General features: G+C 71.2%; 13 protein-coding genes and 1 pseudogene. 9 read left to right on the top strand and 5 right to left on the bottom strand.

Translation table 11 applies throughout. The features are described 5' to 3' along the window. Window positions 1-99 precede the first annotated feature (99 nt). Complete coding sequence (locus tag AB0N14_RS04465; RefSeq protein ID WP_366024182.1) at window positions 100-1,107, top strand: DUF1259 domain-containing protein; 1,008 nt, start codon at window positions 100-102, stop codon at window positions 1,105-1,107. A 72-nt stretch (window positions 1,108-1,179) separates the two neighbouring features. Next, window positions 1,180-2,385: a cytochrome P450 gene (locus AB0N14_RS04460; RefSeq protein ID WP_366024181.1), complete on the top strand. Its 1,206-nt coding sequence runs from the start codon at window positions 1,180-1,182 to the stop codon at window positions 2,383-2,385. A 15-nt stretch (window positions 2,386-2,400) separates the two neighbouring features. Here the strand turns inward: AB0N14_RS04460 and AB0N14_RS04455 are convergent, their stop codons facing one another. Continuing rightward, window positions 2,401-2,715 (bottom strand): AzlD domain-containing protein, encoded by a 315-nt coding sequence (locus AB0N14_RS04455; RefSeq protein WP_366024180.1) that lies wholly within the window; start codon window positions 2,713-2,715, stop codon window positions 2,401-2,403. Further along, on the bottom strand, window positions 2,712-3,428 hold the full coding sequence (locus AB0N14_RS04450) for an AzlC family ABC transporter permease (RefSeq protein ID WP_366024179.1): 717 nt from the start codon (window positions 3,426-3,428) through the stop codon (window positions 2,712-2,714). The genes AB0N14_RS04455 and AB0N14_RS04450 overlap by 4 nt, the downstream gene beginning before the upstream one ends. Before the next feature lie 68 nt (window positions 3,429-3,496). Between AB0N14_RS04450 and AB0N14_RS04445 the strand changes: the two genes are divergently transcribed. Beyond that, entirely contained in the window at window positions 3,497-4,072 is a 576-nt protein-coding gene (locus AB0N14_RS04445) for an XRE family transcriptional regulator (RefSeq protein WP_366024178.1), read from the top strand. A 141-nt stretch (window positions 4,073-4,213) separates the two neighbouring features. On the opposite strand, the gene AB0N14_RS04440 is transcribed toward AB0N14_RS04445, so the two are convergent. Then, a complete protein-coding gene (locus AB0N14_RS04440; protein ID WP_043442843.1) occupies window positions 4,214-4,417 on the bottom strand; it encodes a cold-shock protein in 204 nt (67 codons plus the stop codon). A gap of 287 nt (window positions 4,418-4,704) precedes the next feature. Between AB0N14_RS04440 and AB0N14_RS04435 the strand changes: the two genes are divergently transcribed. The 5 genes and pseudogenes from AB0N14_RS04435 to AB0N14_RS04415 all read left to right on the top strand — a co-directional run bounded on the left by AB0N14_RS04435 (window position 4,705) and on the right by AB0N14_RS04415 (window position 9,295). Beyond that, window positions 4,705-5,553, top strand: a complete 849-nt coding sequence (locus tag AB0N14_RS04435; RefSeq protein ID WP_366024177.1) for a menaquinone biosynthesis protein — start codon at window positions 4,705-4,707, stop codon at window positions 5,551-5,553. A gap of 33 nt (window positions 5,554-5,586) precedes the next feature. Next, window positions 5,587-6,312, top strand: coding sequence for an A24 family peptidase (locus tag AB0N14_RS04430; RefSeq protein WP_366024176.1), 726 nt, complete (start codon window positions 5,587-5,589; stop codon window positions 6,310-6,312). An 88-nt stretch (window positions 6,313-6,400) separates the two neighbouring features. Further along, on the top strand, window positions 6,401-7,615 hold the full coding sequence (gene mqnC, locus AB0N14_RS04425; RefSeq protein WP_366024175.1) for a cyclic dehypoxanthinyl futalosine synthase: 1,215 nt from the start codon (window positions 6,401-6,403) through the stop codon (window positions 7,613-7,615). A gap of 269 nt (window positions 7,616-7,884) precedes the next feature. Beyond that, a pseudogene (locus AB0N14_RS04420) lies at window positions 7,885-8,525 on the top strand (hypothetical protein). A gap of 74 nt (window positions 8,526-8,599) precedes the next feature. Further along, window positions 8,600-9,295: a demethylmenaquinone methyltransferase gene (locus AB0N14_RS04415; RefSeq protein ID WP_366024174.1), complete on the top strand. Its 696-nt coding sequence runs from the start codon at window positions 8,600-8,602 to the stop codon at window positions 9,293-9,295. Here AB0N14_RS04415 and AB0N14_RS04410 read toward each other — a convergent pair. Beyond that, window positions 9,282-9,623, bottom strand: a complete 342-nt coding sequence (locus tag AB0N14_RS04410; RefSeq protein WP_366024173.1) for a PASTA domain-containing protein — start codon at window positions 9,621-9,623, stop codon at window positions 9,282-9,284. The genes AB0N14_RS04415 and AB0N14_RS04410 overlap by 14 nt on opposite strands. A gap of 92 nt (window positions 9,624-9,715) precedes the next feature. Then, window positions 9,716-10,222: a GNAT family N-acetyltransferase gene (locus tag AB0N14_RS04405; RefSeq protein WP_366024172.1), complete on the bottom strand. Its 507-nt coding sequence runs from the start codon at window positions 10,220-10,222 to the stop codon at window positions 9,716-9,718. Between the two features lie 158 nt (window positions 10,223-10,380). Here AB0N14_RS04405 and AB0N14_RS04400 point away from each other — a divergent pair, with 158 nt between their 5' ends. Continuing rightward, entirely contained in the window at window positions 10,381-11,670 is a 1,290-nt protein-coding gene (locus AB0N14_RS04400) for a geranylgeranyl reductase family protein (RefSeq protein ID WP_366024171.1), read from the top strand. Window positions 11,671-11,709 lie beyond the last annotated feature (39 nt).

Raw genomic sequence — 11,709 nt, 5'->3', positions numbered from 1 at the left:
ACGACCACTAGCCCACTTGGCCGCAGGCGGCGGCCGTGCTGGCGGCGGTCCGGGGGCCCCCGTGTTTCCATCGCGTCGAGAGGCGTCGAGGAGGCTCACATGATGGCCGATGATCCACAGCAGAACACCCGCGCCCGATCGGGTGCACCCCGGCGGCGCGTGCTGGCCGCGGCCGCCGCGCTGGCGCCCGTGCTGGCCGCCGCGCACACCGCCCCCGCCCGTGCCCTGCCCGCCGCGGCGGACCACGGACACCGTGACGGGCCGGTCAGACCGGTGCGCACCGCCCTGTCGGACTGGGCGGACGTGGCCAAGGCGCTGGGCCGCGGCGGCGACATGAAGCGCGACGTGATGTACCACACGGGCCTGCCGCGCCGGGACCTGTCGGTGATCTCCCAGGGCGTCCTCGTCAAACCGGAACTCGCCCTGGGCTCCCACGTGTCCTTCGTCCGCTATGCCGACGGCAGCACGATGACGATGGGCGACCTGGTGGTCACCGAGCAGGAACTGCAGCCGTTCCTCGATGTCCTCCAGCAGCACCGGATCGCGGTGACCGCGCTCCACAAGCACCTGCTCTCCCAGATGCCCGACATCTGGTGGGTGCACGTCCACGCGCACGGCCACGACCCGGTGACGGTGGCCCGCGGGCTGCGCGCGGCGTTCGACCGTACCGGCACCCCGCCCCCGCAGCGTCCCGCACCGTCGGGCCACACCCTGGACACCGCGGGCATCGATGCCGCGCTGGGCGTCAAGGGCATCTACGACGACGGGGTCTACAAGAGCCTCTTCCTCCGCCGCGAGACGATCACCGAGGGCGGCATGGTGCTGCCGCCGGGCCTGGGGGCGACCACCGCGTTCAACTGGCAGCCGCTGGGCGGCGACCGGGTGGCGATCAGCGGCGACGTCGCGATGGTCGCCGGGGAGGTCCAGAACGTCCTCGCGGCCCTCAGGCGCGCCAAGACCCAGCTGGTCGAGCTGCACAACCACGGGCTGAGGGACGAACCCCGCCTGTTCTTCACCCACTTCTGGGCCGTCGGGGACGGCGTCACGCTGGCCCGGGGCCTGCGCCCCGCGGTGGACGCCACCAACGCGGCACCGGCCGGCGGTTGAAGAGACGTCATCCCCCCGCTTCCGGTACCGCCGGGGGCCAAGCAGAGCACGTGGACGAGGGAGAACCCCGCGATGACCCAGAGCAGCGAACCCATGATGTGCCCGTTCGACTTCAGCGAGGGTCTGGAGTTCGATCCCGCGCTCGCGGAGCTGATGGGCGGTGATTCCATCACCCGTATCCGGCTGCCGTACGGCGACGGCGCCGCCTGGCTGATCACCGACTTCGAGGGCGTACGCCAGGTGACCACCGACCAGCGGTTCAGCCGGGCGGCGATCATGGAGCACGACTATCCGCGGCTGACCCCGGAGCCCATCGTCTCCCGGGAGTCCATCAACGTGATGGACCCGCCGCACAGCAGCCGCCTGCGCCGCCTGGCGTCCCAGGGCTTCGCCCGGGGGCACGTGGAGCGGATGCGGCAGCAGATCGTCCGGCTGGCCGACACCCTTCTGGAGGAGATGGCCGAGCAGGGGCCGCCCGCGGACCTCGTCCAGCACCTGTCCAACCAGCTCCCGCAGCAGACCATCTACGACGTCCTCGGCATCCCCCGCGAGGACTGGGCGCGGATGCAGGAGTACGCGCACCAGTTGCTCGAGACCGGGCCGGACAGCCGCGAGACCGCCGCGAACGCCAAGGCCGCGCTGCGCTCCTACTTCCTGGAGCAGGTCGAACAGCGGCGGCGCACCCCCGGGAACGACCTGATCAGCGCGCTGGCCGCGGCTAGGGACGGCGACGACGCCCTCGACGACGAGGAACTGGCGGTCATGGCGCTGACGCTGGTGCTCAGCGGGCAGGACACCGCCACCTGCCAGATCAGCGACATCTGCTACCTGCTGCTGACGCGCCCCGAGCTGATGGAGCACCTCAGGAGCCGGCCGGAGTCCCTGACCGACGTCATCAACGAACTGCTCCGCTACATCCCGTTCCGCAAGGGGGTCGGCATCCCCCGCGTGGCGCTGGAGGACGTCGAGATGGACGGCGTCCGGATCCGCAAGGGCGACTTCGTCCACGTGTCGTACCTGACGGCGAACCGCGACCCGAAGCGCTACCCGGACCCGGACGTCATCGACCCGGAGCGGCCGCCCATGCCCCATATGACGTTCGGCTGGGGCGGCCACCGCTGCATCGCCGTACCGCTGGCGATGGCGGAGCTGGAGGTGGCCATCGGGCGGCTGGTGGAGCGGTTCCCGACGCTGCGCCTCGCCGTGCCGGCGGAGGAGATCCGCTGGGACACGGAGACGATCCGCCGCTTTCCGCTGGAGCTGCCGGTGACCTGGTGAGGCGCGGCCGGGCGGTCAGGCCACCCCGGCCGCCCGCAGCAGGGCCGTCGTGGCCGCAGCGCCCAGCACGACGACCACGAACGGCGCCCGCCGCCACGCCAGGCCCACGGCCACCAGGACCCCGGCCGGGCGCGCCCACCCGGCGAAGCCGCCCGACTCGGTGAGCGCGCCCGTTGTCAGCAGGGCGACCAGCAGCACCACAGCGCCCGCCGACAGCAACCGCTGGACCCGGTCCGGGAGTTCGACACGGCCGTGCAGCAGCGGGCCCGCCAGCCGGAAGGCGTACGTCCCCACGGCCAGCGCCACGATCGCGGCGAGCGTCACCGTCATGCCTGCCTCCCGGAGCCCTGTCGGCCCAGCGCGAGCAGCCCTGCCAGTGCCAGCAGCACCGGCAGCCCCGCCGGCACGAACGGTGTCACCGCGAGGGCCACCGCGCCACCGGCCAGCGCCGCCCGCCGTACGCCCGCGTCGTCCCGTACGGAGGGGAGGACCAGCGCCGCCAGCACGGCGGGGAAGGCGGCGTCCAGCCCGAAGGTGTCGGTGTCGCCGAGCGCGCCCCCGGCGAGGGCCCCGCCGAGCACGCTCACGTTCCAGACCGTGTACATCCCGATCCCGGAGATCCAGAACGCCGCGCGGCGCCGGGCCGGGTCCCGCTGGGCCAGGGCGAAGGCCGCGGTCTCGTCGGTCACCAGGTGAGCGCCCAGGAACCGGGCCGCGCGCCCCCGGCCGCCCAGCACGTCCGCCACCGCGAGGCTGAACGCCGCCGTACGCGTGTTCAGCAGCAGACCCGTCGCCGCCGCGGCCACGGGACCGCCCCCGGCGAGCAGGATCCCCACCGCGCTGAACTGAGCGGAGCCCGCGTACACCACCAGCGACATCACCACCGGCACCCACACCGGCAGCCCGCCCGCGACCGCGATCGCCCCGAACGACACGCCGACCACTCCACTGGCGAGGCAGACGAGGGAGATGTCCTGGAGCAGGGCACGGTCCACGGTCGTCGGTAAGGGGAGAAGATCGGGTGTTCGGAACGGCGAACGCATGTTTCCTACAATGGACAACAGCCTCTCTGTTCGTCAAGGTGAACGAACGTACCGATGGAGCGAACGCGATGACCGACGACACCGCCGCCCCACCGCCCCGGCTCCCGCTGGACTGGATCGCCGCCGCCCTGCGCCGAGAGCGCACCCGGGCCGGGCTCTCCCTCTCCGAGCTGGCCAAGCGGGCCGGCATCGCCAAGTCCACGCTGTCCCAGCTGGAGGCGGCGGGCGGCAATCCCAGCGTGGAGACCCTCTGGGCGCTCGGCGTCGCCCTCGGCGTGCCGTTCAGCGCGCTGGTCGAACCGCCCGCCCCGGCCGTTCAGGTGATTCGCGCGGGTCAGGGGCCGACCGTGCACTCGGAGCAGGCCGGCTACGCGGCGACCCTGCTGTCCGCGAGCCCGCCCGGCGCGCGCCGGGACCTCTACCACGTCCGGCTGGAACCGGGGGCGGCGCGCGTATCGGAACCCCATATTCCGGGCAGCATGGAGCACTTGATCGTGAGTGAGGGGCGGGTTCTCGCCGGGCCGCGCGGTGAGGAGGTGGAGCTGGGCCCCGGGGACTACATGGCGTTCCGCGGTGACGTCGCCCATGCGTACGAGGCGCTGGCACCCGGGAGCGCCTTCGTGCTCGTCATGCAGCACGTCTGAGTGCGCCCCGGCTCTCGTGGGGAAGACCGGCGCACAGGGAAGAATTCGCGAAGAATTCACCGAAAGGCAGGAGCCCCGCCGCCGAATGGCGCGGGGCTCCTTGGGTACTGCTCTCAGTTCTGGATCAGGGACTCAGCGATCTCAGATCGCGGTGACGTTCTCCGCCTGCGGGCCCTTCGGCCCCTGCGTCACGTCGAAGGAGACCTGCTGGTTCTCCTCGAGGGAACGGAAGCCGTTCGCGTTGATCGCGGAGTAGTGGACGAAGACGTCCGGGCCGCCGCCTTCCTGGGCGATGAAGCCAAAGCCCTTCTCGGCGTTGAACCACTTCACGGTTCCGGTAGCCATAAGCCCTCCTTGGGCCCAAAGGGTTGCCCTGCTCCAGAACTGCAAGTGTGAAAACGGAACCGCTGCACAACTGCATATGTCTGAAAACGACGAGAGCCCGCGGTCACATGCTCCGCAGGCTCTGTACTGCAAGGAAACCAAACTGCAACTTGCTGCGAGCGTAGCACGCGGGGAGCCAAAAGCAATAGAGGTCAAGATCACGTCACCCGGACGTTTGAATGATGCGGGAACCCTTGACAGCGGGGGGCGGAGACGGCGCCGCACGGCGCGAGGGCTAGTCTCGCGATGTGGACAATTCTCGCACCCGGCCGCGCGTCGGCCACATCCAGTTCCTCAACTGCCTGCCCCTGTACTGGGGGCTCGCGAGAACCGGCACCCTCCTCGACTTCGAGCTGACCAAGGACACACCCGAGAAGCTCAGTGAGCGGCTCGTGCGGGGCGACCTCGACATCGGTCCGATCACCCTGGTGGAGTTCCTCAGGAACGCCGACGACCTGGTCGCCTTCCCCGACATCGCGGTCGGCTGCGACGGCCCGGTGATGTCCTGCGTGATCGTCTCCCAGGTCCCGCTGGACCGGCTGGACGGCGCCCGGGTCGCCCTCGGCTCCACCTCGCGGACCTCCGTACGCCTCGCCCAGCTGCTGCTCGCCGAGCGGTACGGGGTGGCCCCGGACTACTACACCTGCCCGCCCGACCTCAGCCTGATGATGCAGGAGGCCGAGGCGGCCGTGCTGATCGGCGACGCCGCCCTGCGCGCCAACCTCATCGACGGACCGCGCTTCGGCCTCGACGTCCACGACCTGGGCACGCTGTGGAAGGAGTGGACGGGCCTGCCGTTCGTCTTCGCGGTGTGGGCGGCCCGGCGCGACTACCTGGAGCGGGAGCCCGTCATCACCCGCACGGTGCACGAGGCCTTCCTCTCCTCCCGCAACCTGTCCCTGGAGGAGGTCGGCAAGGTCGCGGAGCAGGCCGCGCGCTGGGAGGCCTTCGACGAGGACGTCCTGGAGCGCTACTTCACGACGCTCGACTTCAGCTTCGGGAGCCCGCAGCTGGAGGCTGTCGCCGAGTTCGCCCGCCGGGTCGGCCCGACGACCGGTTTCCCGGCGGACGTGAAGGTGAAGCTGCTCGAACGGTAGGGGAGTTGTCCGCTCCGTCCCTACGCTGTCCGGGTGGATCTGGACCTCTGGGCGGCCGTCGGTGCCGCGGTGTGGGGTGCGGCGGCCGGCGCGCTGGTGCCCCGTGCCGCGTACCGGCTGTCCGTCGAGCCCGGGCAGCCGTGGCGGGACCGGTGCCCGGACGGGCATCCGGTCGGCGGATGGGTCGGACGGGCGCGGTGTCCGGACGGGAGGGCGTACGGCCCCGGGACCGTGCTCGTGGGCGCGGTCACCGCACTGGTGTGCGCGGTGCTCGCACTCGCCACCGGCACGCGCCCGGAGCTGGCCGTGTGGCTGCTCCTCGCCCCCGTCGGCGTCCTGCTGACCCTCGTGGACTTCCGGGTACAGCGGCTGCCGGACGTCCTGACCCTGCCGCTGGCCGGCGCGGCCCCCGCCCTGCTGGGGCTGGCCGCGCTGGCGCCCGAGCACGCGGGACGGTGGCGCACCGCGCTGCTCGGCGCGCTCGTGCTGGGCGGCGCCTACTTCCTGCTGTTCCTCCTCAACCCGCACGGCCTCGGCTTCGGGGACGTCAAGCTGGCGCCCGGGCTCGGTGCGGTGCTCGGCTGGTACGGCTGGGGGACCGTGGTGCTCGGGACCTTCGCCGGGTTCCTGTTCGGGGGGTTGTACGGGCTCGGGCTCGTCCTCGTCCGGCGCGCCGGACGACGTACGACGATCCCGTTCGGGCCGTTCCTCATCGCGGGCACGTTCGTCGGGCTGCTCATCGGCGCGTACGCGGCCTGACGTCGGGCCCGTAAAAGCGCTGGCGTAGGCTGGTTCGGTCCGCCCACGACCCTTACGTGTCCGTCCATCCCCGCCGAAAGGGAGCCCGGTGACCGAGAAGGCCGACCTCACGTCCATTGATGTCACAGCCGTGCTCGACCGTGCCGCCGACGGTGGGCGGATCACCCCCGAGGAAGCCCTCGTCCTCTACCGCGACGCGCCGCTGCACGCGCTGGGCGCCGCCGCCGACGCCGTGCGCCGGCGCAAGTACGCCGGGACCGAGCACATCGCGACGTACATCATCGAGCGCAACATCAACTACACGAACGTGTGTGTGACGGCGTGCAAGTTCTGCGCCTTCTACGCGGCCCCCAAGGACACGGAGAAGGGCTGGACGCGCGACCTCGACGACATCCTGCGCCGCTGCGCCGAGACCGTCGAACTCGGCGGCACCCAGATCATGTTCCAGGGCGGCCACCACCCCGACTACGGCGTCGAGTACTACGAGCGGCACTTCCGCGCCATCAAGGAGGCGTTCCCCCAGCTGGTCATCCACAGCCTGGGGGCGTCCGAGGTGGAGCACATGGCCCGTATCTCGGGCGTGTCCGTGGAGGAGGCCGTCTCCCGCATCCACGCCGCCGGGCTCGACTCCTTCGCCGGTGCCGGTGCCGAACTGCTGCCCGAGCGGCCGCGCAAGGCGATCGCGCCGCTGAAGGAGAGCGGCGAGCGCTGGCTGGAGATCATGGAGACCGCGCACCGGCTGGGTGTGGAGTCCACCTCGACCATGCTGATGGGCACGGGCGAGACCAACGCCGAGCGCATCGAGCACCTGCGGATGATCCGCGACGTGCAGGACCGCACGGGCGGGTTCCGGGCGTTCATCCCGTACACCTACCAGCCCGAGAACAACCACCTGAAGGGCCGCACCCAGGCGACCGTCTTCGAGTACCTGCGGATGATCGCGGTCGCCCGCCTCTTCCTCGACAACGTCCGGCACATCCAGGGCTCCTGGCTGACCACCGGCAAGGACGTCGGCCAGCTGACCCTGCACTACGGCGCCGACGACCTCGGCTCGATCATGCTCGAGGAGAACGTCGTCTCCTCGGCCGGCGCCAAGCACCGCTCCAACCGCATGGAGATCATCGACCTGATCCGGAAGGCGGGGCGCGTCCCGGCCCAGCGGTCGACGACGTACGAGCACCTCGTGGTCCACGACGACCCGGCCAACGACCCGGTCGACGACCGCGTGATGTCCCACATCTCCTCCACGGCCATCGAGGGCGGAACGGCCCACCCGGAGTTGAAGCTCCTGGCGTCCAACTAGTGCCCCGACAGGCAACGTTCGCCCCGTCGCGACGCCCGGCACTCCCCCAAGCTCTCGGCTTCGCTCGAGCAGGGGGGACCCCCACCCCCAAGCTCTTCGAGCAGGGGGGACCCCCACTCGCCGCACCGGCCGAAAGCCCAAGTACGTCCAGTACGAGGGCTTCCGGCCGGCACTCCCCCAAGCTCTTCGAGCAGGGGGTACCCCCAGAGCACGCACCGGACGCCGCTCCTTGACGGGCAAACGTTGCCTGCCGGGGCACTAGGGCGCGCATGCTGACGCTTCAGGTAGCCGACCTCGTGGTCACCGGTGATGCGCGGCCGTCCGTCCCGGAAGGCGCCCTGCTCGTCGACGGCCGGGAGCTCGCGGGCCTCGGGACGTACGAGGAGTTGGTGGCCGCGCACCCCACGGCCCGGGTCAGGCGCTGGCCCGGACTGCTCGCCCCCGGGCTGCTGAATCCGTACGGGCCCGAACTGCTGGAGCAGGCCTACCACCCGGACCCGCGTGAGGCCGATGAGCTGGGTACCGAGCCGCTCAGTGGCGCGGCCCTCGCGGCGCTCGCCCTGAGCGACGCCCGCTGGGGCGCCAGCGCACGGCGCGGGGTGCAGCGGATGCTGGCGCACGGGACCGTCGCGGTGGCGGGTGACCTGTGGCGCCCCGCCGTGGTGTCCGCCGTGTACCGGGCGGGGTTGACGGTCGAGCAGCGGTTCGGGGCTCCCACGGGCCCGCCGTGTTTCGATCCGCTGACCGGACGGAGCATGGAGGAGGCGATCGTGCTGCCGCTGCCGCTCGTCGGCATGGACGCCACGTTCGCCGTGTTCGACGTCCCGGACGATGCGGCGCTCGCCGAACGCGGAGCCGGAACGTGCGTGGCGACCTCATCGCCGGACGTCTGGTGCACCGGCGTCGATAGCGAGGCCTGGTGCACCGGCGCCGATGGCGAGGCTGCCGACCCGACGCCGTACCCCCTGCTGCCACAATGGCCCCGTGACCCGCGCATCCCTGGACAAGCAGCCGCACGAAGTCGCCTCGATGTTCGACGACGTGGCGGAACGGTACGACCTGACGAACGACGTGCTGTCACTCGGGCAGGCGCGGCTGTGGCGCAAGGAGGTCGCGAAGGCGGTCGACGCGCGGCCCGCGCAGAAGGTCCTGGACCTCGCGGCCGGCACGGCGACCTCGTCGCTCCCCTTCACGCGGACCGGCGCGTACGTCGTACCGTGCGACTTCTCGATCGGGATGCTCCAGGTCGGCAAGAAGCGGCACCCCTGGATGCCCTTCACCGCGGGCGACGCGACGAAGCTGCCGTTCAAGGACGACACCTTCGACGCCGTCACCATCTCCTTCGGCTTGCGCAACGTGCAGGACACGGACGCGGGGCTGCGCGAGCTGTACCGGGTGACCAGGCCTGGCGGGCGGGTCGTGATCTGCGAGTTCTCGCATCCCACATGGGCGCCGTTCCGCACGGTCTACACCGAGTACCTGATGCGCGCGCTGCCGCCGGTGGCCCGCGCGGTGTCGTCCAACCCCGACGCGTACGTCTACCTCGCCGAGTCCATCCGGGCCTGGCCCGACCAGCCGGCCCTCGCCGAGCGGCTGCGCAAGGCGGGCTGGTCCAAGGTGGCGTGGCGGAACCTCACCGGCGGGATCGTGGCCCTGCACCGGGGCTTCAAGCAGGACTGACCGCGTACGGGTCGCCCGGCTCGTCCAGCTCGCGCTGCATTCCGCCCGTCGGCGGTGGCGGCACGCGCGGTTCGCGTACGCCCGCTCCGCCGCCCCCCTCGCCCTCACCGAGGTCGAACCAGACGGTGACTACGGCACCGCGCGGCACCTCGGCGCCCGGCTGCGGGTACTGCCGTACGACGTAGTCGACGACGGTGCGGTGGAAGTCGGGCCGGTCGGGTGCGGCGAGCAGGACGCCCTGCTGCTCGGCGGCCTCGCGCGCGTCCATCGCCATCAGACCGATCAGCCGCGGCACGCGCACTTCGGGTGTTTTGGGTGGTATAGGCACAGATGTCACCCCCAGCGGTATTGGAAGGGTAACCGGCCGGGGTGCCACCCGGAAGCGCCAGGTGTCTTTCTGTGACAGTCGATCACGCTCGGTCACAGATCGAGGCGGTAGCAGTGGCCCTGCCGCTGCGACGCAGGCGTGGTGAAGGTCTCCGCGAGGCGCATCCCCAGCCGCTGTGTGACCGCGATGGACCGCGTGTTGCGGGAGTCGACCATGGCCACCACGCCGCTCACGCCCGCCACCCGCACGCGCTCCAGGGTCATCCGGGCGGCCGCCGTCACATACCCCTTGCCCCAGTGCGCCCGCCCGAGCCGCCAGCCGATCTCGATCTCCCCCTTCGGGCCCCACTCGCGCGGCCACGGCTGAGCGCCCGTGAAGCCGATGACCTCCCCGGACTCGTCGAGCACGCTCCACAGGCAGAAGCCGTACTCGGCGTCGTGCCGGCGCTGGCGGGCGGTGAGCTCCTCGTAGACGGACAGCTCGGCGGCCTTGCCGCCGCGGAACTCCATGACCTCGGGGTCGGCGAACACCCGGTGCCAGGCGAAGGCGTCCTCGTCGGTGGGGACGCGCAGCCGTACGTCGGGGAGAGCTCGGTTCATGGGGGCAGCCCTTCAGCCGGGGGGTCGGTGACGCTGAATAGACTGCCCATGTCCAGTGCCCGTCAGAACGCTGTTTCGGCCGCGGTTTCCCCGTGGCCTTCTCGCCGCCTGCCGCAGGCGCTGGTGTTGCCGTCGTCGAGCCTTGGGGAGAACCCGCCGTGACCGAGCCCCAGCCCCTTACCGAACACACCGCCGATGTGATCGTCGTCGGGGCCGGGCCAGCCGGTTCCACCACCGCGTACTACCTCGCGAAGGCGGGCCTGGACGTCCTGCTGCTGGAGAAGACCGCGTTCCCGCGCGAGAAGGTGTGCGGTGACGGCCTGACGCCGCGCGCCACCAAGCAGCTCGTCGCGATGGGCATCGACATCTCCGAGGAGGCCGGCTGGCTGCGCAACAAGGGTCTGCGGATCATCGGCGGCGGGGTGCGGCTCCAGCTCGACTGGCCGGATCTCGCCTCCTACCCGGACTACGGACTGGTCCGCAAGCGCGACGACTTCGACGAGCAGCTGGCCCGGCAGGCGCAGAAGGCGGGTGCGCGGCTGTACGAGCGCTGCAATGTGGGCGCCCCGATCGTCGACGACCGCACCGGCCGTATCACCGGCGTGCACGCCAAGCTGGGCGAGGAGAAGCGCGAGGTCACCTTCCACGCGCCGCTGGTGGTCGCGGCGGACGGCAACTCCTCGCGGCTGTCGCTGGGGATGGGCCTGCACCGCCGAGAGGACCGCCCCATGGGCGTCGCGGTCCGTACGTACTTCACGTCCCCGCGCCACGACGACGACTACCTGGAGTCCTGGCTGGAGCTCTGGGACCGGCGCGGCGGCCAGGAGCGGCTGCTGCCCGGCTACGGCTGGATCTTCGGCATGGGCGACGGGACGAGCAACGTCGGCCTGGGCGTGCTGAACACCTCCGAGGCCTTCAAGGAACTGGACTGGCGCGAGGTGCTCAAGGCCTGGTGCGCCTCTATGCCGGAGGACTGGGGCTACACCCCCGAGAACATGACCGGCCCGATCCGCGGTGCCGCCCTCCCCATGGCCTTCAACCGCCAGCCGCACTACACCAAGGGCCTGTTGCTCGTCGGTGACGCGGGCGGCCTGGTGAACCCCTTCAACGGCGAGGGCATCGCCTACGCCATGGAGTCCGGCCAGATCGCGGCGGACGTCATCGTCCAGGCCCTGGCCCGCGCGACCCCCGGCCAGCGCGAACTCGCCCTGCACAATTACCCGAAGATCCTGAAGGACACCTACGGCGGCTACTACACGCTGGGCCGCGCCTTCGTGAAGCTGATCGGCAACCCGAAGGTGATGAAGATCGCGACCCAGCGCGGCCTCACGCACCCCGTGCTCATGAAGTTCACCCTGAAGATGCTCGCCAACCTCACCGACCCGACGGGCGGCGACGCGATGGACCGGATCATCAACGGGCTGAGCAAGGTGGCTCCCAAGGCGTGAACAGGTGACCGGTAGGTGAGGGTGCTGTAGGTGACCGGG

Origin of the sequence: Streptomyces sp. NPDC051104, from assembly GCF_040682835.1 — a bacterium.
Taxonomy (GTDB): domain Bacteria; phylum Actinomycetota; class Actinomycetes; order Streptomycetales; family Streptomycetaceae; genus Streptomyces; species Streptomyces cynarae.
Note: the sequence above shows the minus strand (reverse complement) of the source record. Positions and strands in the feature narration are given on the sequence as shown.